Annotated in this window: 18 protein-coding genes; 10 read left to right on the plus strand and 8 right to left on the minus strand. The window is 68.8% G+C overall.

Annotated elements, in window-relative coordinates:
* Together AC25Y0_RS07285 and AC25Y0_RS07290 are read right to left on the minus strand one after the other, a co-directional pair.
* Positions 1-5,996 (minus strand): PKD domain-containing protein (locus AC25Y0_RS07285; protein ID WP_488134450.1); only part of this gene is annotated, 5,996 nt, incomplete at its 3' end.
* A 174-nt stretch (positions 5,997-6,170) separates the two neighbouring features.
* On the minus strand, positions 6,171-6,845 hold the full coding sequence (locus AC25Y0_RS07290; RefSeq protein WP_488134451.1) for a hypothetical protein: 675 nt from the start codon (positions 6,843-6,845) through the stop codon (positions 6,171-6,173).
* A gap of 175 nt (positions 6,846-7,020) precedes the next feature.
* On the opposite strand from AC25Y0_RS07290, the gene AC25Y0_RS07295 reads away from it, so the two are divergent.
* On the plus strand, positions 7,021-8,181 hold the full coding sequence (locus tag AC25Y0_RS07295) for a glycosyltransferase (protein ID WP_488134452.1): 1,161 nt from the start codon (positions 7,021-7,023) through the stop codon (positions 8,179-8,181).
* Here AC25Y0_RS07295 and AC25Y0_RS07300 read toward each other — a convergent pair.
* Complete coding sequence (locus AC25Y0_RS07300; protein ID WP_488123802.1) at positions 8,165-8,908, minus strand: CDP-alcohol phosphatidyltransferase family protein; 744 nt, start codon at positions 8,906-8,908, stop codon at positions 8,165-8,167. The genes AC25Y0_RS07295 and AC25Y0_RS07300 overlap by 17 nt on opposite strands.
* Positions 8,901-10,001 (minus strand): glycosyltransferase, encoded by a 1,101-nt coding sequence (locus tag AC25Y0_RS07305; protein ID WP_488134453.1) that lies wholly within the window; start codon positions 9,999-10,001, stop codon positions 8,901-8,903. Before AC25Y0_RS07305 ends, AC25Y0_RS07300 begins: the two co-directional genes overlap by 8 nt.
* A gap of 69 nt (positions 10,002-10,070) precedes the next feature.
* Here AC25Y0_RS07305 and AC25Y0_RS07310 point away from each other — a divergent pair, with 69 nt between their 5' ends.
* On the plus strand, positions 10,071-11,096 hold the full coding sequence (locus AC25Y0_RS07310; protein ID WP_488123800.1) for a glycosyltransferase family 4 protein: 1,026 nt from the start codon (positions 10,071-10,073) through the stop codon (positions 11,094-11,096).
* 5 nt (positions 11,097-11,101) lie between these two features.
* Here AC25Y0_RS07310 and AC25Y0_RS07315 read toward each other — a convergent pair whose 3' ends face one another.
* On the minus strand, positions 11,102-12,010 hold the full coding sequence (locus tag AC25Y0_RS07315) for a glycosyltransferase family 2 protein (RefSeq protein WP_488123799.1): 909 nt from the start codon (positions 12,008-12,010) through the stop codon (positions 11,102-11,104).
* A gap of 96 nt (positions 12,011-12,106) precedes the next feature.
* Here AC25Y0_RS07315 and AC25Y0_RS07320 point away from each other — a divergent pair, with 96 nt between their 5' ends.
* The 4 genes from AC25Y0_RS07320 (at position 12,107) to AC25Y0_RS07335 (ending at position 16,045) form a co-directional block, all read left to right on the plus strand.
* On the plus strand, positions 12,107-13,120 hold the full coding sequence (locus AC25Y0_RS07320) for a glycosyltransferase (protein ID WP_488134454.1): 1,014 nt from the start codon (positions 12,107-12,109) through the stop codon (positions 13,118-13,120).
* Complete coding sequence (locus AC25Y0_RS07325; RefSeq protein WP_488123797.1) at positions 13,117-14,010, plus strand: glycosyltransferase family 2 protein; 894 nt, start codon at positions 13,117-13,119, stop codon at positions 14,008-14,010. The genes AC25Y0_RS07320 and AC25Y0_RS07325 overlap by 4 nt, the downstream gene beginning before the upstream one ends.
* A 121-nt stretch (positions 14,011-14,131) precedes the next feature.
* Positions 14,132-14,590 (plus strand): FAD synthase family protein, encoded by a 459-nt coding sequence (locus AC25Y0_RS07330; RefSeq protein WP_488123796.1) that lies wholly within the window; start codon positions 14,132-14,134, stop codon positions 14,588-14,590.
* Positions 14,591-14,734: 144 nt separating this feature from the next.
* Positions 14,735-16,045, plus strand: coding sequence for a UDP-glucose dehydrogenase family protein (locus AC25Y0_RS07335; RefSeq protein ID WP_488123795.1), 1,311 nt, complete (start codon positions 14,735-14,737; stop codon positions 16,043-16,045).
* A 76-nt stretch (positions 16,046-16,121) separates the two neighbouring features.
* On the opposite strand, the gene AC25Y0_RS07340 is transcribed toward AC25Y0_RS07335, so the two are convergent.
* Positions 16,122-16,379, minus strand: a complete 258-nt coding sequence (locus AC25Y0_RS07340; protein WP_488123794.1) for a glutaredoxin family protein — start codon at positions 16,377-16,379, stop codon at positions 16,122-16,124.
* A gap of 42 nt (positions 16,380-16,421) precedes the next feature.
* Positions 16,422-19,301, minus strand: a complete 2,880-nt coding sequence (locus tag AC25Y0_RS07345; RefSeq protein WP_488134455.1) for a PKD domain-containing protein — start codon at positions 19,299-19,301, stop codon at positions 16,422-16,424.
* 166 nt (positions 19,302-19,467) lie between these two features.
* Here AC25Y0_RS07345 and kynA point away from each other — a divergent pair, with 166 nt between their 5' ends.
* The 4 genes from kynA to AC25Y0_RS07365 all read left to right on the plus strand — a co-directional run bounded on the left by kynA (position 19,468) and on the right by AC25Y0_RS07365 (position 24,696).
* Positions 19,468-20,322, plus strand: a complete 855-nt coding sequence (kynA, locus tag AC25Y0_RS07350) for a tryptophan 2,3-dioxygenase (protein WP_488123792.1) — start codon at positions 19,468-19,470, stop codon at positions 20,320-20,322.
* Positions 20,319-21,296 carry an amidohydrolase family protein gene (locus AC25Y0_RS07355; protein WP_488134456.1) on the plus strand — a complete coding sequence of 326 codons (978 nt, stop codon included), beginning with the start codon at positions 20,319-20,321 and terminating at the stop codon, positions 21,294-21,296. The genes kynA and AC25Y0_RS07355 overlap by 4 nt, the downstream gene beginning before the upstream one ends.
* Positions 21,283-22,521 carry a kynureninase gene (locus tag AC25Y0_RS07360; protein ID WP_488134457.1) on the plus strand — a complete coding sequence of 413 codons (1,239 nt, stop codon included), beginning with the start codon at positions 21,283-21,285 and terminating at the stop codon, positions 22,519-22,521. The genes AC25Y0_RS07355 and AC25Y0_RS07360 overlap by 14 nt, the downstream gene beginning before the upstream one ends.
* A gap of 471 nt (positions 22,522-22,992) precedes the next feature.
* Positions 22,993-24,696, plus strand: a complete 1,704-nt coding sequence (locus AC25Y0_RS07365; RefSeq protein ID WP_488123789.1) for an aldehyde dehydrogenase family protein — start codon at positions 22,993-22,995, stop codon at positions 24,694-24,696.
* 24 nt (positions 24,697-24,720) lie between these two features.
* On the opposite strand, the gene pip is transcribed toward AC25Y0_RS07365, so the two are convergent.
* Positions 24,721-25,689, minus strand: a complete 969-nt coding sequence (pip, locus tag AC25Y0_RS07370; protein ID WP_488123788.1) for a prolyl aminopeptidase — start codon at positions 25,687-25,689, stop codon at positions 24,721-24,723.
* Between the last annotated feature and the right edge of the window lie 14 nt (positions 25,690-25,703).

Raw genomic sequence — 25,703 nt, forward strand, 5'->3', positions numbered from 1 at the left:
GCACGCTCGAACCCATCCGCAGCCAACACACCCGGCACCACCGGCGGCGCCGTCACCGTCACCTGCTCCGACCGCACCCCCGTCGCACCCGCATCATCAGTCACCGTCAACGACACCGTGTACGTCCCCGACACCGCATACGAATGCGACGCCGACACCCCACTGGCCGTCCCACCATCACCGAAGTCCCACGCATACGACACCACCGAACCATCAACATCCGACGACGACGAACCATCCACCGACACCGACAACCCCGACACCACCGACGAGAACCCCGCCACCGGCACCACATTCTGCGGAACCGCAACGGTCGGATCTGTCATGGTCACCTCGGCGAAGGAGACCTTCACCGGGAACGCGTTGGCCGCAGCCGAGACGTAACTCGACACCGCCACCGAACCGGGGGACTGCAGCCCCGCGGCAGAGTCCGTCCGCGTTACCTGCCATCCGGACGGCTCGGGCGTTCCTGCGCTCCAGATCTTGCCTGCCAGCGCCGTCGGCGACGTGCCCTTCACCTCGAACACGACGTTGTACGTGTTGTTCGGCGCGATCGTCAGCCCCGGCACGGAGTATGCCGCGCCGATCGCGGTGCCACCACGCATGACGTGCAGGATCACCGACCCGTCAGCGGCGATGCGCACCCGCAAGAGGTACTGCTCGGCACCGACCTGACGGCCGACGAACGAGATGTACTGCGCGTTGGCGATCTTGTCGACCGAGAACGTGGTGGCAAGGCGCGTGCTGGAACTGCTGACCGCCGCCAGATTGGCCTGGTGGGTGACCGCACTCGACAGCGTCATCACGCCCGCGCCACCGGTGACAGCGAACCGACCGGCGAGGGGCGACACGCTCCACGCGCCCCCTTGTTCCGCGGTTCCCCAGCCGTTGGCCGTCGTGCGCTCGAAGGCATCCCTGGCGATCACGTTCGTGGTCGGCGGAGCAACGACGACCACCTGTTCGCTCGTCTGGTTCGCTGCACCGTCGTCATCGGTGACCGTCAGCGTGACGGTATAGGTTCCCGCCTCTGCGTAGGAGTGCGCGGCCTCGACGCCCGTGGCCGTGCTTCCGTCGCCGAAGTCCCACGCGAACCCCTCGATGGATCCGTCGGAATCCGTGCTGGTGGATGCGTCCACCGCGATGTCGAGGCCCGTCACGCGCGACGTGAACGCAGCGGTCGGTGCGTGGTTGGGCGGCAGGGCCACGGTCACTTGCGCAGAGATCGTCGCGGCGCCGCCACGGTCGTCGGTCACGATCAACGTCACGGTGTAGACGCCCTCGTTCGCATAGGTGTGCGAAGCAGTCGCGCCCGTTGCTGTCTGGCCGTCGCCGAAGTCCCACGCGTACGACACGATCGAGCCGTCCGGGTCGGAGCTGGCTCTGCCGTCGACCGTGACACCCAGCGCGGTGTCGACCGTGCTCGTGAAGGAGGCCGTCGGGAGCACGTTCGGCGCGAGCACGGTCACCTGACCGGTCACCTCATCGGTCATCCCCTGACCATCCGTGACGACGAGCGTCACCTGATACGTTCCGGCAGCGGTGTACGAGTGCGTGATGACCGCGCCCGTGCCCGTGCCCCCGTCGCCGAAGTCCCACGCGTACGAGGCGATCGGGCCGTCGAGATCGCTCGAACCGCCGGCATCGAACGTGACCACGAGATCCGTCGGGGCGCTCGTGAAACTCGCCGTCGGGTGCTGGTTCACGAACCCGTTCCTGCCCAGTTCGTAGTGATCTGCTGCGCGCTGGGCAGACAGAGGAGCAGGGTAGATGGCGACCTCGTCGATCGAGCCCTGCCAGTACGTCGCGCCCTCCCACGGGGTGTCGCCGCCGACGCGCCAGTAGCCGCTGTTGACTTCGGCTTGCGTGTTGTCGTTGGTGGCGACGAGTTCGCCGTCGATGAAGAGCTGCATGCCTCCGGAGGACAGCTGTGCCACCACCTGGTGCCACGCGTTGTCGTTGAGTCCTGCTCCGCTCTCCACCGACCGGATCTCACCGACCCATGTGCCGAACTTCACGCGGCCATCGCCGGTCATGTAGAGGTTGCGGTCATGGTTCGAGCTCGTGCCGGTCTGCGCGCTGCCGAAGCTCACGAGCTTGCCGCCGACCGTGGAGTCGGTCTTGAACCACGCCTCGATCGCGAAAGTCGTCGGGTTCGAGAAGCGTCGCGCACTGGAGACGCCGGTCTGCTGATCGCCGTCCGGACGCAGCGTCACCGCCGCGTTGTCTGCGGCGAGCGCGCCCGCGACCCCCCGCTCGACGTCACCATAGAAGGTCCCCGGGTTGTCCTGCGTGCCGGAATCCCGGACCGTGGCGCCCGAGGTCTCATCGAGCCGCCAGTAGATCGTCGGAGACTGGCTGTACACGGCGGCCCCGTATGCGTCGGCAGGGGTTCCCGGTGCCGCCGTCGTCGTGATGCTCTGCTGCGAGAGGCTCGATCCCCCTCTGTCGTCGGACACCGTCAGCGACACCGTGTAGGTCCCGGGCGCGGAGTAATCGTGTGACGGATTCGGTCCGGTGCCGCTGCTGCCGTCGCCGAACGCCCAGGAGTACCCGGTGATCGTGCCGTCGACGTCGGAGCTCTGCGAAGCGTCGAATGCCGCCGCGAGGTGGGTGACCGATGTGGTGAAGGACGACACCGGCGGCACGTTGGGGCCGGCGACGGTAACCGTCCGCGTGATGGTCCCGGTCGCCCCGCGGGCATCTGTGACGGTCAGCGTGACATCCCATGAACCGCTGTGCCCGAAGGTGTGCGCCACGGTCTGTCCGGAGCCGGTGGAACCGTCGCCGAAGTTCCACGCGTACGACGCGATCGGACCCTCGGCATCGAGCGATGACGAGGCATCGAACGAGACCGAGAGGGCATCGGCGATGCTGGAGAAGTTGGCTTCAGGGTTGGCGTTGATGACGCCGGTGTCGCCCAGATCGAAGTGCTCCTCGACCTGTCGCGGCGTGAGCGCGATGGGGTAGATCGCCACCTCGTCGACCGAGCCGCGCCAATAGACGTCGCCCTCCCAACTGCTGTCGCCACCCACGCGCCAGTACCCCGCGTAACCCTGTGCGCTCGTATTGGGATCGCTCGAGACCAGTCGCCCGTCGAGGAAGAGCCGCATGCCGCCCGCCGACATCTGCGCTACGACATGGTGCCACTGGTTGTCGTTGAAGCCCGCGGCGCTCTCTATGACGCGCGCTTCACCCGTCCAGACGCCGAACTTCACGCGACCATCGCCGGACATGTACACGTGACGGTCGTACGCACTGCTCGTGCCTGTTCGGGAGTTGCCGAACCCGACGATCTTTCCGCCCGTCGTCGAGTCGGTCTTGAACCAGCTTTCGATCGAGAAGGTCGTCGGGTCGGCAAACGACGCGTCGCTCACGATCCCCGTCTGGTCCGAACCATTCGGGTTCGTCGTCACCGCGGAGTCTGCCACGCCTTCGAGCGCGCCCGAGACGCCCCGTGTGACGTTTCCGAAGTACGTCCCCGTAATGCCGTCCGGGCCGGAGTCGGCCGCTGCCGGGCCGGCGCTGTCACCCAATCGCCAGTACAGCGTCGGGTCCAGGTCGAACACCGATTTGCCATAGGAGTCGCTCGGCGCCGCCGGGGTCGTCGACGCGCGACCCGACTTCGTCCAGTGCTCATCCACTTGGGAACGAGTCAGGACTGCGGGGTAGATCGCGACGTCAGAGATGGTTCCGTCAAGGTATTGGGACCCGACATTAGGCCAGCCACCGAGGCTGTCTCCTCCGATACGCCAGAGGCCCGTGAACCCCTGCCCTGACGTCACGTCAGCGCGGTTGGACACGCGCTTTCCATCGAGGTACAGCGTCATCCCGTCGGCGCCCAGCGTCGCCACGACGTGGTGCCACTGATCGTCGTTGTAGCCCGCAGCGCTTTCGATGGTGCGCACACCGCCGGGGTGCACCCCGAACGTGACTTTGCCTGACCCGTCGAGGTACACGTGGCGGTCGTAACTGCCTGATCCGCCCGACGACGCATTGCCGAAGCCGACGATCTTGCCGCCCGCGGTCGAAGAGGTCTTGAACCAGGCCTCGATCGACAACACGTCAGAACCCGGCTCGGTGGCCTTCATCGCCGCATACGATGCATCCGCACCGCTGAACCTGGTGGCCTTGCTCGAGGTCGCGAGGTTCTGACCCGAGACACCGCGTACCGCGGTGTTGACCGTCAGGTCGGCACCGTCGGACCAGTTGATGGCGTTGGTGCCGCTGTTCTCGCCGAGCGGCCAATAGTGGCGCGCTCCGTCATCGAGAACGGCGAGCGCATAGTCCGAGGCCGCGGTGTCGGACGCGGTGATCGAGCCCCACGCGCTGGTCGCGGTGTTGCCCTCCGCATCCGTCGCGCGCACCCGGTACTGGTAGGTCGCCCCCGTCGCCACCTGCGTGTCGACGAAGCGCATGTCGGGACGGGTCCAGAAGTTCGACTTCTGCTCGGTCGAGTAGATCGGCGTCGCGCCCTTGTCCTGACGGAAGAGCTCGTAGGTCAACGTCTCGCTGTCGCGGTCGGTGTTCGCCGGCCATGACACGCGGACCTCACCCCTGCGGAGCGAAAGAGCGCTCACCTGCCACTCGGCGCCGGTGAACTGCGGCGCGTCGGCGGCCGCTCCCGCTGACGTCTTTCCGAAACGCACGAGTCCTTCCTGCGCGGTGTTGTTCACCCGCAGGAACTCACCGCCATAGACGACGTAGTCGTCGTTGGCTTCGACATCCCACCCGGCCTGCTGCTTGCCCGTGTAGTCGCCGACCTGCCAGGTCGGGTACCAATGGAGCATGGTTGCGGCGGGCTGCCCGACGAACGAGCGATAGCCGTGCGGATCCGAACCGAAGGTGTTGCCGAGGTAATCCTTCGAGAAGGCCAGCGAGTGGTTGAAGGTCCACTTGGGCGCGGCCTGCGGGAACCCGCCGATGTTGCCGCAGTAGTGAGCATGCGTGGCGTTGTAGACCACACCGTGACCGACCGCGACGCCGTAGCTGTCTCCGTGACAGTCCTGGAGCCAATCGATCGAGCCGTCCGTCCAGCTCGCGCGGAAGACACCCTCGAATCCGTCTTCCTCGGTGCCGTAGTAGTCATAGCCCGTGCCGTAGACGCTGTCGCCGTCAGAGGCGAGCGAGTAGATCGCGGCGTTCTGACCGCCGTTGCGGATCGTGCTGTTGACCTTCCACTCGATCGACGTGCCGTCGACGGCGTTGAGCGCGGCCAGACCGCGGCCCGGGTTCGTGGATCCATTGGTGGATTCGAAGGAGCCGCCGATGACGACTTTCGAGCCATCCGAATTGACCTCGATCGCACGCACGCCGTTGCCGCCGACGGGCCGGGCGGAGAACGGGAGCAGCGCCGCGGTGTCGGCGTTGACGGCGGCGACGCGCAAGCGCGAACCTCCGGCCACGTTCGTGAAATTGCCGGACAGCCAGACGGTGTTGCCCGCCGTCGCGATGTCGGTCACGACTTGGTTCGCGCCGGGGTTCCAGGGCAGCAGTGCGCCCGTCGCGCTGCTGAACGCGGCGATCCGGTTGCGGTTCGCGCCCGCGATCGTCGTGAACGATCCGCCCACGTAGATGCGCGACCCATCGGGCGAGGCCACGATGGCTCGGATGCCGCCGTTGGCACCCGGATTCCACGAGGTCATGACGCCCGTGCTCACGGTGTAGGCCATGAGGTTCGCGCGCGGGCTCGTGTTCACGTTGCGCGCGGCACCCGCCGGGCGGGCATTGGTGAACTCACCGCCGACCCACACCTTGTCGCCAACGATCGCCTGTGCGTAGGCGACACCGTTGATCTGCGCCGTCGGCAACGGAACCGACGTCACCGTCTCAGGTACCCCCTCGGGCGGGTTCGTGTCTGCGGACGCGGGCGCCGTCGTCAGCGTCAATACGCCGACGACCATGGTGGCCGTCGCTGCGAACGCGACCGCCGACGTCATCCACGGGTGACCGTGACGGCGCGGCGCGGGTACTCGAATACTGCCCGGTGTGAAAACCACGGCTTGTTCCCCATCAGCTCGCTGAAGCGAGCAGTGCAGACCGGTCGACAACGACAGGCCTTATTCCCCTGCCCGTTCACCCCAGCGATAAACGAGCTCTTCCCCAGTACGTTGGCACTGTAGGGGGGGCACATCGCGCGACACAAGACTCTCGACAAACCGTCAGAGCCTCTGCTATGGGATCGGACCCCGGAACGTGATGGCAGGCTGACCGGCGTAGTAGTCCAGAACGAAGGTCACGTCATCGCGACGGTCCTCGGGGATGCGGAAGAGGTAGACGCCCGTAGCCGTGTCACCCGGCGCGAGCGAGCCGCTCACCGGCAGGCCGCCGGGTTGCTCATAGGTCTCTGCCGGGTCACGCTCGGGGCCCATGTAGGCGTTCATCACCACGAGGTTCAAATCCAGCGGCTGGTTGCCCCTGTTTGTGATGTCGACCGTCACCCGCACCGCTGCGGCGACGACGTCGCCCGGGCCGACGACCTCGCCGGTCACGCTCTCGAAGCGCACGAGCGACGCGGAGATGCCCTCCGCGTCGCCCTGCTCGGTCGGCCCCACCGGGGCCAGTTCGGGGAACGGATCGGCGTCGTTCCCGCCGGGTTGTGAGGCCGACGGTGCGGGGGTCGACCCCGGGGTGACGGATGCCGAGGGCGAAGCCGACGTCGATTCACTCGGCGAGCCGGAGCCGCTCGGGGATGGGCCGGCTGTCGAATCGCGGGGCATGAGCGCGACGGCGATCACGATCCCGACGATCAGAACGACCCCCACGGCCACGGCGACCCAGGTGATCGTCCGGCGTCGAGATGACACGTCGGCCGGTCCGCGCGTGGCGGCCTGCTCTTCGTCGGACATGTGCCCCTCCCCCTGCGCACCGTCGGGGTCGCACGCCCATCATCGGTGCCGCGAGCCCTGATATTAGCCGCCCGTCGGTCCAAGGCGCTGCCGTCGCGCTGTGACTCGGCCGCGAAGCCGTCGCCGCCCGGAGGCTACGATTGCGGAGTCTGACGTCGCGAGCAGGGGGTGAGCGATGCGTCTTCGTCCGCGCGGACGCCCGCGCTACCTGGTCGTCCATCCCGGCGCGGAGCTTTACGGCTCGGACCGCGTCATGGTCGAAAGCGTCATCGGCATGCTGGACTCCGGCGCGCATGTCGTGGTCGTCCTCCATGATTCCGGCCCGCTGGTGGCAACCCTCGAAGAGGCGGGGGCAACCGTCGTCGTGGCTCCCGGGCTCGTCCTGCGAAAGTCCCTCCTGCGGCCACGCAACTGGGGCGTCCTCGTCGGCTCGGCGATCCGCGGCTTCCGCAGCGCCCGGCGACTGCTGCGTCGGCATCGCCCCGATGCCGTCTACGTGAGCACCGTCACCCTGCCTCTGTGGCCGCTCGCGGCGGCATCGCGCCACGTCCCCGCCCTGGTGCACCTGCACGAAGGAGAACAGGCCGCGTCACGCGTCGTGAAGGCGGGGATCTACGCGCCCGCACTGTTCGCACAGGACATCGTCGTCAACAGCGAGTTCAGCCTCGGCGTGCTGCGCAGCGTGTTCCCGCGCCTGGCCGACCGCGCGAACGTCATCTACAACGGCGTGGCAGGGCCCGCGACCCGAACGCCCGCTCGCCCGACGCTCGCCGACCCCGTCCGCCTCGTCTACATCGGGCGCCTCTCGCCTCGAAAAGGGCCCGACCTCATCGTCGAGGCCCTGGCCCTGCTGCCAGACCGCCTGGGACCGCTCGAGCTCGATCTGGTCGGCGACGTCTACACCGGCTACGAGTGGTTCGACGAGCGTCTGCGCGCGCGTATCTCCGAGCTGGGCCTGGATGGGCGAGTACGGCTGCTCGGCTTCCGACCGCAGGTATGGGCGGATGTCGATGCGGCCGACATCGTCGTGATCCCCTCCCGCCTGGACGAGCCGTTCGGAAACACTGCGGTCGAAGGCGTGCTCGCGGCACGCGTCGTGCTGGTGAGCGACACGAGCGGGTTGCGCGAAGCGACAGCAGGCATCCCGACGGCTCTGCGGTTCACTCCGGACGATGCACCGGCGCTCGCCGCCGCCATCATCGACGCCGTCGAGCGGTGGCAAGAGCTGCAGCCCGCCCTCGAGATCGAGGCGGCGTCGGCCGGCGAGCGGTTCTCGCCCGGTCGCTACCGCGCCGACATCGCGACGCGCATGGCCGCGCTCACGAAGGTCCCGTGACCTTCGCGGCGTCGATGGCGCGCATCTCGCGGAACCACTTCGCCGCGGCCAGCGCCAGGAACCCTGCGCACAGCAGCCCCACGATGCCGTAGACAATGAGGAAGACGACCGGCGCGCCCCACAGAACGAAGACGAGGCACAGCAACCCGTAGTCGGTCGGCACCAGCAGCAGAGACCGCAGGGCGGTGCCCCCGCCACGAGCATGCGTCGACGCGACGTCGTTCTTGCCCTTGAGCAGATCGTTGAGCAGCATCCCGAAGAAGGTCACGACGGCGACGACGCTGAACCCGAGCGGGATCAGGAGCCACACGGGGTCGATGTCCGTGAAGCGGAACAAGCCGATCGCGACCGCCAGGTGGAGGCTGGCGATCTTCAGGGCGTCGACGAAGTGATCCAGCCACTCGCCGGCGACGCTGCCACCGCCGCGAAGCCGTGCCAGCTGTCCGTCCGCCGAATCCCAGGCGTAGCCGAGCGCCAGCAGGAGCGCGACGACGACACCGAGCCAGATCGACACGGGAACGAGGCAGAGCAGCGCGATACCGGTGAAGGTGAAGAGGGCGCTCACCGCGGTCACACCGTTCGGCGTCCAGCCCCAGACGAAGGCCGTGGCCGCGAGGACGCGACCGATCTTGCGGTTGACGTAGACCGAGTAGGCGGGCGCTCCACGCGCGTGGCCCTTCTGGGCGCCACTCAAACGCCGCAACGCGCCGCGCCAGTTTTCAGGCATGTGTTCCGGTTCCCCTCGCCGGTTCGTCGGCGTCTGCGAACATCCATGCGTCCGCCTCGAGGCGACCGTCGTTCGGCGGAAGTGACGCCACGATCGATGTCGAGCGGTCCCCGGCGTCGATCTGCTCGATGATAGCGCGGGCGAGTCCGGCCGCATCGGCGTCGCCGGGCACGACCGCATGACCGTGGGCGGCCAGCCACGGCGCGAGACCGGTTTCTGTCGTGGTGACGATCGCGCATCCCTGTTCGAGGGCCTCGACGATAGGCAGGCCCACTTGCTCCCGCCAGGTCGGCGACGGCTGCGAGGGGAGCACGAGCACCAGCGACCTCACGAGAACGTCGCGGATCTCGCTGCGCGGCGGGTCTTCGACAAGCTCGACCGACGGATGCTGCGCGGCGAAGACGCGCACATCCTCGATCAGCGTTCCTTTGCCCAGGAGTGTGAGCGTCGCTTCGGGGCGCTCGTGAACGACCTGGGGCCAGGCGCGCAGAAGAAGAGGGAGCCCCTTACGGGAGACGAATGCCCCCAGGAAGGCGATTCGCTGCGCGCGATCGGTCGGCGGCAGATCGCTGCGCGCGGGCAGCGCGGGGATGAGTGCCTCACGCATCGCGCGCGACGGCGGCAGTTCTGCCCGATACACATCCCGAGCGCCCTCGGTGCCGTAAGCGATCGCATCGACGTGCTTCCAGACGTACCGCGCCAGCGCTCGTTCGACCATCCATCGCGCGCGGCGCTTGATCGACGGCGACGGTGCGGCGAAGGGGTCGGTATTCCCGATGGCGTATGTGACGATCCGCGGGCGATCGCCACGACGAAGGAAGGTGACGGCGAAGACGGCCAACGCCGATGCCGGAAGACTCGACGCCATGAGCGGCTCGTTGATCTCGAGGGCTTCCAACCGGGACCGGCGCAACAGCAATGCCGCGCGGATCGGTGTCGCGTGCACGATCTCGAGTCCCTCCGCGAGCGACTCGTCGAAGTCGTACCGGCGGACGCGGTACACGATGGCGGCGGGCGCGAGTTCGCGGGCCCTCTCCAGATGGGCCGTGCGCACCGACTCGTAGAGTCGGGCTCGTCGTGAAGCGAGCTTCATCCTGCCGAACCCCCTGCTGTGCCGGAAGGCCCATTTTGACAGACCGGCATCCCGCTAGGCTCGCTCACAGTGACGGGGGGCCAGGTGGAGGATCGCGGGACACTGATCGACATCGGCTTCCCTGCTGAGCGGTCGATCTCGACCTGGCAGCGCAGACACGAAGCCGGCGAGGTGCCGGGGCGTTGGCCCTACGGCTTGGACGGACTGCAGGCGGGGGCCGATGTGCGCAGCATCGATCTGCCCGAGCCACGTCTCATCGACCGCGCGCGAGCACGCCTGCACCTCTCGCGCCCGGCCGACAAGACCGCCATCGGGGTCACGTGGGACGAGAACGCCGCGCTGCGCATGATGACGAACCACCCGCACACCCGTCACGTCAGTGGGGTGATCTGGCTGACCGATGCGGCGGCTCGCGGTCGCGATCTGGGCAGGATGCCGGCGATGCTCGCACGATGCGATGCCCTCTGGGTGCTCAGCGACGCGCAGATCGAGCCACTGCGCAGCCTGCTTCCGGGCATCCCGGTCGAGTACGTCAGGTTCGGGATCGACAAGTCCTTCTTCGCCCCTCGGCCGTACCCGAGGACACCCCGCGTGGTGAGTGTCGGCGGTGACCGTGACCGTGACACCGAGACCCTCTTCGAAGCCCTCGCTCTCGTGCACGCCACGCGGCCTGACGCCGAGATCGTCGTGCAGACGGCGTCGACACTGGCGCCACCGGAGGGAGTCCAGACGATCCGGCATCTTCCGCACAGAGAACTCCGTGAGCTCTATGCATCGGCGAGTGTCATGGCCATCGCGACCCGGCCGAACCTGCACGTCTCAGGGATGACGGTGTCTCTGGAGGCGATGGCGACCGGTCGCCCTGTCGCGATCACGCGGACCCCGGGCATGGACGACTACGTCGCGGACGGCGAAACCGGTCTGCTCAGTCCTGCGGGTGACCCCGGCGCGCTCGCGTCGAACGTGCTCACGCTGCTCGATGACCCCGCCGCCGCGCAGGCGATGAGCGAGGCCGGTCGCCGAAGCGTGGAACAGCGGTTCACCTCAGAGCTGATGACCGGAGCGATCTTCGAGGTCATCCGCCGTCACGCCTGACCACGTCAGCGCCGCGCGGGCCCGGAGACGCCTCGCCGTCCATCCCGAAGGCCCCTCGCCAGCTCGCGCCACGGGGCCACCGACGTGACGAGCTGCTTGCGCCCGCCTTGGAGGACGATCTGCCAGCCCGCGCGCAGCGCGGTGCGACGCCACTGCTCGGCGGTCGCGCGGTCCAAACGCAGCCTGGCGAACAGCAGTCGGTTGCGGATGTTGTAGTAGTAGTACGTCCCGGATTTCGCCCGCCCGGCCGTGCTGTCCTCGTGCGTTCCACCTTCGTCGTGCACCGCCTCGACATCGGGCAGAACGCGGACATCCCCGCCGGCATCCCAGACTCTGCGCGAGAGGTCGACGTCCTCCCAGTAGAGGAAATAGGCCTCGTCGAACCCGCCGATGCGCTCCCACAGCGCACGCGACAGGGCAAAGCACGCTCCGGACACCCACGTCATGCGGGGGCGACCCCGGTGACGATCACGGTGACGGATGCCCGCCATCGTGCCGTCGTCCAAGTACAGGTCGATCCCCTCAGACCACAGCGACCCGTCGGGACGCCGGATCACGGGGGCGACGAGGCCGGTCGAATCCCGGGCCGCGTCGCGGAGAGCACGCGCAGCGGCGGCGGAGATGACGGCATCGGGGTTGAGGACGAGGATGACATCGGCTCCTCGGTCGAGCGCCGTCGCGGCGCCGCGGTTGACGCCGCCGCCGAAGCCGGCATTCTCATCGAGCAGCACGGCCGTCCAGTTCCGTCGCTCACACAGCGCACGGACGCGGTCCCGCTCATCCATCGTCGTGAAGCAATCGACGATGACGACGTCGAGGTCGGCCCAGTCCGCGGCGAGCGGCGCCAGATTCCGCTCGACGAGCTCGGCGGAGCCGTACGAGACGACGACGAGCGCGGTGCGTGCGAGTGTCACATCGACCCCTTCCCCGCCCCACCCTAGGCAATGCGCGACACGACGTTCGGTACCCTGAACCCTGCGGCCGGGGGAGCCGCGGAATTCGGAGATCCGATGCCGGTGCGCGCACCCCGTGTCATGCAGTCGTTCAAACGGCCGCGCCCGACGACCAACCCGTACATCACGATGCTGGACCAAGCTCTGGCCGCTGATCCCTCGATCGAACACGTCACCTTCTCGTGGCGCGGGGCGCTCACGACCCGATTCGACGTGCTGCACCTGCACTGGCCCGAGGTGATGCTCGAGGGCGACGCCGCCTGGAAACGGTGGGGCAAGCGCGCCCTGATGCGCATGCTCCTTGTGAAACTCGCGCTCACGAAGACGGGTGTCGTCCGCACGCTGCACAACGTCGAACTGCCGGATGTGGACGCGTCGACGCGCAAGCTGCTGCTCGCTCTCGATGCGCGTGTGGATCACTGGATCGTGCTCAACGCGACGACGACGACCCCCGACGCCAGTCGTACCACGCTCATCCCCCACGGTCATTACCGGGATTGGTTCGCCGCCCTGCCGCGCGGCGAACGTGTGCCGGGACAGATCGGATACTTCGGCCTCATCCGGCGCTACAAGGGACTCGAGACGCTGCTCGAGGCATTCGAGACGGCCCGCGCCGATGCACCGTCTGTCAGCCTGCGTATCGGCGGCCGTCCGAGCAGCCCGGAGCTCGCCGGCGTCGTCGAGGACGCGGCATCCCGTGTGCCCGGCATCACGACGACCCTCCGTTTCCTCGACGACGCCGAGCTGGTCGAGATCGCCACCACGTCGCAGCTGATCGTTCTGCCGTACCGGTTCATGCACAATTCGGGCGGCGCGCTCGCGGCCCTCTCGCTCGATCGCCCTGTCCTGGTTCCGCGCAACGCCGTCAATGAGGCGCTCGCCGACGAGGTCGGCCCCGAATGGGTGCGACTCTACGACGACGAGCTCACCTCGTCGCGGCTGCTCCTGGCCCTCGAAGAAGCACGGGCGGCACACGGCACACCCGACCTGTCGCAGCGGGACTGGGATGGCGTCGGCAGGGCGCATGTCAGAGTGTTCGGCCGGGCTCTTCACACCCGGAGGCGCCGATGAGCGAGGTCGTCGTCGCGATCCCGAGCTTTCGACGGCCGGATTCCCTGGCCGCTCTGCTCGCGGCGCTGCGTCCTCAGGCGGAGTCGACCAGCGCGCGCATTCTCGTCGTCGACAACGATCCGGCCGCGACGGCCGCGCCGGTTGCCCGGGAGCATGGCGTCGACCATGTCGTGGAGCCGGCGCGCGGCCTGACTGCCGTGCGGAACCGAGCTCTTGATGAAGCAGCCGACGCGGACGCGCTGATCTTCATCGACGACGACGAACTGCCGTCGCCCGACTGGCTCGAGACGCTCATCGCTCGGTGGCGGGACAGCGGAGCCGCCGCCGTGTCGGGGCGCGTCGAGACGACGTTCCCGCCGGGGTTCACCGACGAGTGGATCGTCGAGGGTGGGTTCTTCCGCCGCGTTCACTTCGACGACGGAGCCTCCCAGGCAGCGGCGGCGACCAACAACCTGCTCCTCGATCTTCGCTTCGTGCGCACCCACGGCTTGCGCTTCGACGAGAGGTTCGGGATGTCCGGCGGTGAGGACATCTTCTTCACCAAGCAGCTCGTCCGCGCGGGCGGCACGATCACCTCCTGCCCGGCAGCACTCGTCTACGACATCGTCGACCCCGCGCGATTGACCCGCCGGTGGGTTCTGCAGCGCGCGTACCGCGTGGGAATGACCTCGGCCCAGACCGAGCTCGGGCTGAGTCGAGGGCTCGTGCCTCGTATCACGATGCTCGCGGGGGGTCTGGCCCGCGTCATCGTCGGCGGCGCGCGATGGATCGCAGGCGAAGCGGCCCGCTCGCCCCGCCACAGCGCCCGGGGAGCGCGGGCGGCGTGGCGTGGCGCCGGTATGGCAGCGGGCGCCCTCGGCGGGCGTTACCAGGAGTACGCGCGGCGCTGACCCGCCCGTCGCGGCGCTCACTACCGCGTCAGAAGTCCGCACGCTATGATCAACGCGGACCTCGCAGAATCTGGGGCCGCGGCTGGGGAGTTGCGGTAGGGGTCCACCTCTGGGGGCTTCAATGACCGTTCGCATCGGCTATGCCGCGGGAGCATTCGATCTGTTCCACGTCGGACATCTCAATCTCCTTCGCCACGCCAAGGAGAACTGCGACGTTCTGATCGCGGGTGTCGTCAGTGACGAGATGCTGCGGCAGGTGAAACTCGTCGATCCGGTGGTTCCCACCGCCGAGCGCGTCGAGATCGTCCGCCACATCAGCTTCGTCGACGACGTCTACGTCGAGACGACGCCGCAGAAGCTCGATGCGTGGCGCGACGTCGGATTCACCCACTTCTTCAAGGGCGATGACTGGCGCGGCACAGACAAGGGTCTGCGCCTCGAGCGTGATTTCGCGAGCGTGGGCGTCGAGGTCGTGTACTTCCCCTACACCGCACACACCTCGAGCACACAGCTCCGCCGCGCGCTGGATCTCATCCAGCGCGGCGCCGCCGACGCCGTCGACCGGGTCGAATCGGCCTGACGGCGCGACTGTCTCCCTCGTGCGACGAGGGCCTCACCGACGTGCCCCGTGCGATCTCTGGGTCGGCGCGATCGCAGGTGGGTGTCCGGTATGTCGGCGTGCACCGTCCATGATGGGACGAGCGCCAACAACGAAGGGACATCTATGCGGATCTCAGTCATCGGATGCGGATATCTCGGAGCCGTCCACGCGGCAGCCATGGCCGAACTCGGCCACGACGTCGTCGGGGTCGACGTCGATGCCGACAAGATCGCCGCGCTCACGCGGGGCGAGGCCCCGTTCTTCGAACCCGGCCTGCCCGAACTGCTGCAGACGCATGTAGCCTCCGGCCGGCTGCGGTTCTCGACCGATATGGCGGATGCCGTCGGCAGCAGCGTCCACTTCATCGCTGTCGGCACTCCGCAGCGTAAAGACAGCATGGCCGCCGATATGTCGTACGTCGACTCGGCGATCGACGGCCTGCTCGCGCACATCGGAGCCGGCGACGTCATCGTCGGCAAGTCGACCGTGCCCGTGGGCACCGCCGAGGCGGTCGCCGAGCGGATCGAGGGCTCGGGCGCCGTGCTCGCGTGGAACCCAGAGTTTCTGCGCGAAGGCTGGGCTGTGAAGGACTCGCTGACTCCGGACCGCCTCGTGTTCGGTCTGCCGCCCGAGCCCGATCAGGCCGCCGTGGCCGAGGCCGCCCTCCGCGAAGCCTACGGCCCCGTGATTGCACTGGACACCCCGCTGATCGTGACCGATTTCGCGACATCCGAGCTCGTCAAGGTCGCCGCGAACGCGTTCCTCGCCACCAAGATCTCGTTCATCAACGCGATGGCCGAGATCGCCGAGGTGACCGGTGCCGACGTCGTGCAGCTCGCCGATGCGATCGGGCACGATGACCGGATCGGTCGGCGGTTCCTCGGTGCGGGCGTGGGATTCGGCGGCGGCTGCCTGCCGAAGGACATCCGCGCCTTCACCGCGCGGGCCGAAGAGCTCGGCCGCGCCGACTCTGTGGCGTTCCTCAAAGAGGTCGACGCCATCAACCTGCGCCGGCGCAGCAAGGTCGTCGACCACGTCGTCGAGGCCCTGGACGGTCGGCCGGTCGGCAAGGTCGTCGCGATGCTCGGCCTCGCATTCAAGCCGCACTCCGACGATGTGCGGGACTCCCCCGCGCTCGACGTCGCGGTGCGGCTGAAGGGCCTCGGCGCCGACGTCCGGGTCACCGATCCCGCTGCGATCGAGAATGCCCGGGCTCGGCACCCGCAGCTGGACTACCGCGAATCGTTCGAGGACACCGTGCGCGACGCTGACGTCGTCGTGCTCGTGACGGAGTGGGACGAGTACCGCTACCTCGACCCCGAAGCAGTGCTGCCGCTCGTCGCGACGCCGAACATCGTCGACGCGCGCAACAGCTACGACCCCGCTCGCTGGCGCGACGCCGGTTGGACATACCGCGGCCTCGGTCGGCGCTGACGCCCGGCGAGACCCACCCCTCTGACACCGCGAGACTGCATCGGCGTGGGCCGATGCAGTCTCGCGGTGAAGGGCGTCAGATCAGAGAGAGCTCGCGCAGCTTGGCCTCGACGTCGGCGTTGGACGGCTCGACGTGGTGCGACGTGTCGGGATAGACCACGACGGGGATGTTCGTGCGGCCAGAGATGTCGCGGGCGACGTCGGCGGCCTTCGGGTCGGCCTCGAGGTCGACGTACGTGTACTCGACGCCGAGGTCGTCGAGCTGCTTCTTGGTGCGGCGGCAGTCCGAGCACCATTCGGCGCCGAACATCGTGATGGTGGAATCTGCAGTCATCCCCCTATTCTCCCGTGATTCCGCGAGAGCGGGCCGCTGCGCTCAGGGCACCGACGGGTCGACCACCGAGAACTCACGAAGAGAGACGGTCAGCGGATAGGCATTCGCCACCGACGACACCCGGCTGTGCACCCCGACGGTTCCGGCAGCCTGCAGCGCCGCCGTGCTGTCGGTCCGCGTCACCTGCCACGCCACCGGCTCGGCGGTTCCGTCTCGCCACAGCTTGCCCGAGAGCGTCGTGGGCGATGTCCCCCTCACCTCGAAGGCGAGGTTGTATACGGCCCCCGCGACGATCGACAGTCCGTTCACCGGCACCGCGGCGCCGATGGCCGTTCCACCCCGCATGACGTGGAGGATCGCCGACCCGTCCGCACCGACGCGCACCCGCAGCAGATACTGCTCGGCCCCGACCTGACGGCCGATGAGCATGATGTAGTGCGCCTCGGCGACCTTGTCGACCGAGAACACCGTCGACACGCGCGCCCTCGTGGTCGTCACGCCGGAAAGGGTGGCCTGCTGCTCGGTCGACGTCGCGAGGGTCATGTGCCCAGATCCGCCCGAGACACGGAACTGGGCGGGGGTTCCTCTGATCGACCAGGCGCCGCCCAGATCGGCGGATCCCCATCCGGTGAGCGTCGACCTCTCGAACGCGTCACGGGCCAACCCGGCAGGCGGCGGTGCAGCGACGGAGACCTGGGTCACCTTGGTGTTCACGGCACCGTCGTCATCGGTCACGGTGAGCGACACGGCGTACGTGCCGGCAGCGGCATATGTGCGCGACGCCTGGGCGCCGGTCGCCGATCCGCCGTCACCGAACGACCAGGAGTGCGACGCGATGGATCCGTCGGCGTCAGAACTCCCCCTGCCGTCGAATGCGACCGTCAGGCCCTGCGCGCTGTGGGTGAACGCCGCCGTCGGGCTCAGATTCGCCGGCGGCGCCGTAGCGGAAGGATCCGTGACGCGGATGTCGTCGAACGTCACGGTCAGCGGGAACGCATTGGCTGCGGACGACACACTGCTGTGCACTCCGATCGACCCCGCCGACTGCAGCGCTGCCGTGCCGTCCGTGCGCGTCAACTGCCACGCGGCCGGTTCGGGCTGGTCTGCGCGCCACAGCTTTCCCGACAGGGTCGTCGGAGAGACGCCTGAGACATCGAACAGCGCGCGGTACGCGACTCCTGGCGTCATGGTGAGACCCGGCACGGGGAACGCGCCACCGATCGCCGTGCCGCCGCGCATGACATGCAGGATCGCCGAGCCGTTCGCGCCGATCCGAACCCGCAGCAGATACTGCTCGGCTCCGACCTGGCGTCCGATCAGCGTGATGTAGTGCGCCTCGGCGATCTTGTCGACAGAGAACACCGCCGACATCCGCGCACGCGTCGTCGCAACCGATCGCAGATTCGCCTGCTGCCCCGTCGACGACGTGAGGGTCATCGAGGCGCGACCGTCTGCGACACGCAACCGGGCGGGCGACCCCGTGATCGTCCATTCGCCCCCCACGTCGGCGACCCCCCATCCGCTGGACAGCGACCGCTCGAACGTGTCCCGCGCCAGCACGCCGACCTCGCCCGGAGCCTTGACCGTCCAGACGGCGGATGTCTCGGTGCTCGAACCGTCGCTCACGCGGACACGCCACTCGTACTCCCGGTCAGGCTGCAGTCCCTGCCACGTCGTGGTCGCGGTCGCGCCCGACGCCGTCAGGACGGTCGCGAGAGGGGTGAACGGTGCCGGTTCCGGAGGCACCGTCGGAAACGGAAGAGTGAAGGACGAATCCGGGTCGGTCTCGTAGCTACCCAGGTACGGCGAGTAGGTCACTGCTGTCATCGTGGCCGCGGCCGGGTCGAAACGGTAGTAGCGGAGCCACCCGTTGCCGCCGTTCGGACGCGCTTGATAGTCGGTCAGGACCTGATGGACGGGCTGACCGCACGCATTGTCATCGGTGCGATGCGCTTCGCCGAGATCCCCGTCGGTCTCGTGTCCGTTCAAGACGAGCCGGATCTGGCAGTGGGTGCGCACGAAGCTCTGCCACATCACCTCGGGCGTCGTGCCTCCGGGGCGCTCGGGCCGAGTGCGTCGCGTGCCCGGCACATCGAGGAAGGCGTGGGTGAACATGATGACCTGTCGGTCAGGATGCGCCTTCAGCACGCGGTCCGCCCATTCGAGCACGGGCGTCGGGGCCTCCCATTCGAGACCGAGCACGAGCCAGTCGACGCCACCCGCAGTGAAGAGCGAGTAGTTGTTCATGTTCGCGCGATCCGACGCGTCGGTGCCGAACTGGTTCTGGCCCATGTACCCGCCGTATCGGGCGGTCGACGGCGTCCATGCCGCGTTCTGATAGCGACTCGGCGGGAACCACCTGTCGTACTGGGTGTGGTCTCCGGTCGCGTAATCGAAGTCGTGGTTGCCCGCCACCACGGCGTTGGGCATGCCGTTGTCGTCGAGCACCTTCAGGCCATCGGATGCGAACGGCCAGTGTCCCGCCCACGACCAGGTGCCGACGAGATCACCGAGCTGCACGGCGAACTGGGTGTTCAGTTCCGCGCGTGTGTCGACGATCCACTGAGCCTGCTGCGCGATGATCGGGGCCCGCGACGCGTTGGTGTAGTTCTGGATATCCGGGATGGCGACGATGCTGAACGGCTCGGCGGTCGTCTGCCCGGGAACCGTCGCCCCCTTCAGCCGGCCCTCGAACGTGACCTGCAGAGGGTCGTTGTCGGGGTCCGTGGCCCGGACTGAGAGGGCGGGAGCCGTGCTCGTGGCCGTCGCACCGTCAGCCGGCGAGACGAGCACGGCACTCGGCGGAGCAGCCCACGCCGCCGGCGCACCCGAGATCGTCGCGCCGAGGACGACGACGAATGCCAGCGCGGCCGAGCCGAAACGGACTCGCCGACGGCCGACCATCAGTGGTGCCAGGCCCATCACCCCTCCCCAGTCGGGTGCGAACATGCCGGTTCTGAGCGGAGTATGGCACTGCGAAATCCGCGCCACAAGGCCCTGGTCAATACGGTGCGTTCCCCCATGTCGGCCTGAGAATCCGGCGACAGGGCCTGACGATGAGGACAGCCGACCGTCTACGCTCAATGGCGTGAACGACGGCATCGAAGGAAACACCCGAATCATCGAGGGCACAGTCGTGACCGACTTCTCGGACCGCATGAGCTACGGCGGCTACCTGGAACTGGACACGCTGCTTGCTGCGCAGCATCCGCTCAGCAACCCCGAGCACCATGACGAACTGCTGTTCATCATCCAGCACCAGACGACCGAGCTGTGGCTCAAGCTCGTGCTGCACGAACTCGGTGCGGCGTGCCGGCACCTGCGTGCCGACGAGCTCGGTCTCGCCCTCAAATGCGTCGCCCGCGTCAAGCACATCCAGAAGACCCTCACCGAGCAGTGGTCGGTGCTGGCGACCCTCACCCCGGCGGAGTACGTCGAGTTCCGCGGCGTGCTGGGCAACTCCAGCGGGTTCCAGTCGGCGCAGTATCGCGCCGTCGAGTTCACCCTCGGCAACAAGAACGCCGCGATGCTGCGGGTGTTCGAGTCGGACCCCGCCGCCCACGCCCTCGTCACGGCGGCCCTCGAGGCACCGAGCCTGTACGACGAGTTCCTGCGCCTGCTCTCGCGCCGCGGCTACGCGATCCCGCAGAGCGTGCTCGAGCGCGACGTCACGCAGGCGTGGACCTTCACTCCCGAGCTCGTGCCGATCTTCACCGAGATCTATGCGCACCCCTCTGAGCACTGGGCGGCGTACGAGACGAGCGAAGAGCTCGTCGACCTCGAGGACAACTTCCAGCTCTGGCGCTTCCGTCACTTCAAGACGGTCGAGCGGATCATCGGCTACAAGACCGGAACGGGCGGGTCCAGCGGTGTTCCGTTCCTGCGGCGAGCCCTCGAGCTGACGTTCTTCCCCGAGCTGCTCGCGGTACGGACGGAGCTGTGAACGACCCCGTCGATCCGCTGCGGTTGGCGCACCTGCTCGGCTCCGCGGCATCCGCGTGCCGGCGAGGCCTCACGGGTGACACCGGCATCGCGCTGCCCCCGTTCGTTGATCACCACGTGCACCTGCACCTCATCGACGATCGACGCCTCGTGGCGGGCGGTATCGCCGGCGTCGTCGACCTCGGCGGAGACCCCGTCTCGCTCGCGCGCCAGCCTCGGCGCGCCGTGCCTCGCCGCGCGTTCGCGGGGGCATTCCTGACGGTGCCGGGCGGCTATCCGTCCGGCCGCTCGTGGGCCCCCGAGAGCATCGTGCACGAAGTGACGAGCGACTCCCCGCACGAGGGCGTGCCGGGTGGGGCGGCGACCGCCGTCGCCGAACAGGCCTCGTTCGGTGCATCCGTCATCAAGGTGGCGCTCAACAGCACCGCCGGCCCCGTTCTCGATCGCGAGACCCTCACCGCGATCGTGACGGCCGCGCACGCACGGGGCCTGCCCGTCGTCGCTCACGCCGAGGGCGAGGGGATGCCGCGCCTCGCGCTGCGCGCCGGCGTCGACGCGCTCGCCCATACGCCCACCGACCCGCTCGGTCCGCGCTTCATCGCGAGCGCCGTCGCCGCCGGGCAGCGGTGGATCTCGACGCTCGACATCCACCAGGGCGATGCGCGTACGGCCGCCGTGGCGAACCTCGCGGCCTTCGTCGCCGCGGGAGGAACCGTGCTCTACGGCACCGACCTCGGCAACGGCGATCTGCCCACGGGCGTCAACGAACGCGAACTCGCGGCCCTCGTCGACGCCGGCCTGCAGGGGCCCGCGCTCATCCAGGCCCTCACCGACCCGTGGCCGCTCGCGCCGAGCACGGGCGCCTTCACCACTTTCATCCCGGGCACGCCGCCCGACGCACTCGACGAGCTGCCCGCGTGGCTCGCGACGGCGACCGTCGATCTCACTGAGGAGCTCACACATGACCAAGACTGACTTCGATTCGACCGCATCCGCCCACGATGCCGCCGATCCGCTGCACCACTATCGCGAGCTGTTCATCGGGGCCGAGACCTCGCTGGTGTACTTCGACGGCAACTCGCTCGGACGCCCCCCGCGTGCGTCGGTCGACCGGCTCGCGCGGTTCACGACCGAACAGTGGGGCGGGCGGCTCATCCGCGGGTGGGACGAATCGTGGATGCAGCTGCCCTTCGCCGTCGGAGACGCCATCGGGCGGGCGGTCATCGGCGCGACCCCCGGCCAGACCGTCGTGGGCGACTCGACGACCGTGCTGCTCTACAAGCTCGTGCGCGCCGCCTTCGACGCACAGCACGCGGCCGACCCCGCGCGTGTGGAGATCGTCGTCGATCGCGACAACTTCCCGACCGACCGGTACCTCGTCGACGGCATCGCACGCGAGCGCGGCGGACGCGTGCGCTGGATCGACGTCGATCTGTCGTCCGGCGTGACGGCAGAGGCACTGCAGCAGGCGGTCGGGCCCGAGACCGCCGTCGTGCTGCTGTCGCACGTCGCCTACCGTTCGGGCTACCTCGCGGATGCGGCATCGCTCACGCGCATCGCCCACGACGCCGGCGCGCTCATCGTGTGGGACCTCTGCCACTCGGCCGGATCGGTGCCCGTGCACGCCGATGAGTGGGGCTTCGACCTCGCGGTGGGATGCACCTACAAGTACCTCAACGGAGGCCCCGGCTCGCCCGCGTTCGCGTACGTCGCGGCCGACCTGCAGGACCGCCTCGCGCAGCCGATCCAAGGGTGGATGGGCGCCGCCGACGTCTTCGCGATGGGTCCGACGTATGCGCCGGCGGCCGGAATGCGCCGGTTCCTGTCGGGGACACCCCCGATCGTCGGGATGCTGGCGATGCAGGACACCGTCGACATGATCGACAGCGCCGGGATCGATGCGGTGCGGGCGAAGTCGGTCGCGCTGACCTCGTTCGCCGTCGATGTGTTCGATGAGCTGCTCGCCCCGCTGGGCGTGACGCTCGCGTCGCCGCGTGACCCCGACCTGCGTGGCGGCCATGTCACCCTGTCGCATCCGTCGATGCGCGCCGTGACGGCGCGGCTGTGGAAGGACGACGTCATCCCCGACTACCGCGACCCCGATGGCCTCCGCATCGGTCTGTCGCCGCTTTCGACGTCGTTCGCCGAGACCTTGACAGGCATGCGGGCGGTCGCCGACGCCGTCACTGCCGAGAGCTGACGGCGTCGGGCGCTGGGTGGGGTGGTCCGGCCCGGTTCGGCCTGGTCCGGTTCGGTCCGGTTCGGTTCGGCCTGGTCCGGTTCGGCCTGGTTCGGCCTGGTCCGGTTCGGTTCAACCTGGTCCGGTCCGGTTCGGCCTGCCTGGGGCTTCACTTGTCGCACTCTGCTCACCCGGCACACCCGGCAGCGCCGTTTGAGGCAAATGAAGCTCGGGCTGCAGTCGGGCGGCGCCACCGATTCACTTGCCGCACTCTGCTCCCCCGGGCCGCGCGGCAGCGCCCTTTGAGGCAAACGAACCCGAGCAGCATCCGTTCACTTGTCGCACTCTGCTCGCCCGGCCGCGCGGCAGCGCCGTTTGAGGCAAACGAGCCCGAGCAGGCCGCACCACGAGAACACCAGGAGCCACCCCACACGCACCGTCCTCGCACGGCGAGCGCGGCGTAGACTGAACGGCCCGCCTGAAGGAGAGCCCGTGCCCGAGACCGCGCCCGCCCTCGCCGAGGACGTCCGTCGCCCGATCGACGCCGCGATCACCGAGCTCAGAACGGGGTCCGCGACGTGGGCGCACCTCACCCTCACGCAGCGCGCTCGTCTCCTGCAGGGAGTGCGCGCCGCGGTGACGGCGGTCGCCGACGAGTGGGTCGACGTCGCCGCCACGTCGAAGGGTCTCGACGCCGGCCACGTGTTGCGCGGCGAGGAGTGGCTCGCCGGCCCGTACGGCACGATCGTCACCCTCGACGCCTACCGCCGCACGCTCGAGCGCCTCGCCCGCGGGGTGCATCCGCTCACCGGGATCGCAACCGAGCCTGCACCCGCCGACCGCCGCCGCGCGAGCGTCTTCCCGCTCGACCCGATCGACCACCTGCTGCTCTCCGGCTTCTCGGGCGAGGTCTGGTTCGAGCCCGGGGTGACGGATGCCACGATCCGCCGCGACGCAGGGCTCGCGCAGCTGTCGCCCGCGACCCCCGGAGGCATCGGGCTCGTCCTGGGGGCGGGGAACGTGACGTCGATCCCCGTGCTCGACGTGCTCTACGAGCTGATGGCGCACAACCGCGTCGCGATCCTCAAGGTGAACCCCACACAAGACGCGCTCGTGCCGATCTTCGAGCGCGCGCTCGCCCCCCTCATCGAGCCGGGCTTCCTGCGGATCGTCCGCGGAGACGGCGCCGTCGGGGCCTACCTCACGCAGCATCCCGATGTCGCCCACGTGCACATCACGGGCGCCGCGGGGACGTTCAACGCGATCGCGCCGCACCTGCGCGTGCCGATCACGGCAGAGCTCGGCGGCGTCTCGCCCGTCATCGTCGTGCCGGGTGAGTGGTCCGACGCCGACCTGCGCTTCCAGGCCGAGCACATCGCGACGATGCGGCTGCAGAACAGCGGGCACAACTGCATCGCGGGGCAGGTCGTGCTGCTGAGCGCCGACTGGCCGCAGCGAGAGGCCTTCCTCGCCGAGCTGCGCCGCGCCTATGCGGCAGCCCCCGCGCGCCCCGTCTGGTACCCCCGCGCCGACGAGAGCCTCGCCCGCGCGGCGGCCGCATACCCGGATGCGGGCGTGAGCGGGGCCGGTACGCGCCTGCTCGTCGAGATCGACGACGACACGGATGCGACGGCGCTGCAGACGACCGAGTACTTCGCGCCCGTCCTCGGCGTCGTCACCCTGCCTGGCGCGGGAGCGCGCTTCCTCGACGCGGCGGTCGCCCACGCCAACGAGAACCTGTCAGGCACGCTCGGCGCGAATCTGCTCATCGATCCCCTCACCCAGGCCGCTCTGGGCGAGCGCGTCGAGCAGGCGATCGCCGACCTTCGGTACGGCTCGATCGCCGTCAACGCCTGGACCGCGATGGGCTTTCTCACACCGACGTTGACGTGGGGCGGCTTTCCCGGCGCGACGGTAGACGACGTGCAGAGCGGGATCGGCATCGTGCACAACGCGCTGCTGCTGGATCACGTCGAGCGGTCGGTGGTGCGCGGACCGTTCCGCCCCTTCCCGCGCTCGCTCGATCCGCGCGCACTCATCCGCTCGCGCGGACGCAGCTTCTCGTTGCTGCCGAAGCCGCCGTGGTTCGTCTCCGCCCGCACGGGCGCCGTCGTGAGCGAAGGACTCACGCGCTTCCGCATGAACCGCCGATCCGCCGACCTCATCAAGACCCTCGCCCGCGCCTTCGGCGCCTGAGACCTCAGCGGACGGGCGCGCCCTTCAGCCGCCTGCGAACCGGTCCGTCGCCTCTCTCAGGGCCGCTGCGATGCCAGGCTCGGACGCCGAGTGGGCGGCATCCGGGACCATCACGAAATCGGCCTCGGGCCATGCACGGTGCAGATCCCACGCCGTCATGGCGGGTGTGCACACGTCGTGACGGCCCTGCACGATGACACCGGGGATGCCGCGCAGCCGGCCGGCGCGAGCGATCAGCTGCCCCTCTTCGAACCACCCGCCGTTGAGGAAGTAATGGTTCTCGATCCGGGCGAACGCCGTCGCCGCCTGGGGGTCGGTCATCGTGTCGATGAGCGACGGGTCGGGGCGCAGCGTGAGCGAGGCTGCCTCCCACCGCGACCACGCGACGGCCGCCGGAATGTGCACGGCGGGATCCGGGTCGGTCAGGCGCCGGTGGTAGGCCTCGATGAGCCGAGAGCGCTGCAGCACGGGGATCGGCGCGAGGAATCTCTCCCACTCGTCGGGGAACACCGCCGATGCGCCGCCCTCGTAGAACCACTCCAGTTCGTGACGGCGCAGCGTGAAGATGCCGCGCAGCACGAGCTCGGACACGGCGGCGGGGTGCGCCTCGGCATAGGCGAGCGCGAGGGCGCTCCCCCACGAGCCGCCGAAGACCTGCCAGCGTTCGATGCCGAGGTTGCGGCGCAGCAGCTCCATGTCGGCGACGAGGTGCCACGTCGTGTTGTGGCGCAGATCGGCGTCGGGTGCGCTCGCGTGCGGGGTGGAGCGGCCGCATCCACGCTGATCGAACAGCACGATGCGGTAGCGCTCGGGGTCGAAGAACCGCCGGTGCCACGGAGCCGTGCCGCCCCCGGGGCCGCCGTGCAGAAACACGACGGGCTTGCCGTCGGGATTGCCGGACTGCTCCCAGTAGACACGGTTGCCCTCGCCCGCGATGAGCTCACCGGTCTCGTACGGCTCGATCGGCGGATAGAGGATTTCGTCGAGCGTCATAGGTTCGACGGTAC

The organism is Microbacterium sp. Y547, assembly GCF_057669785.1.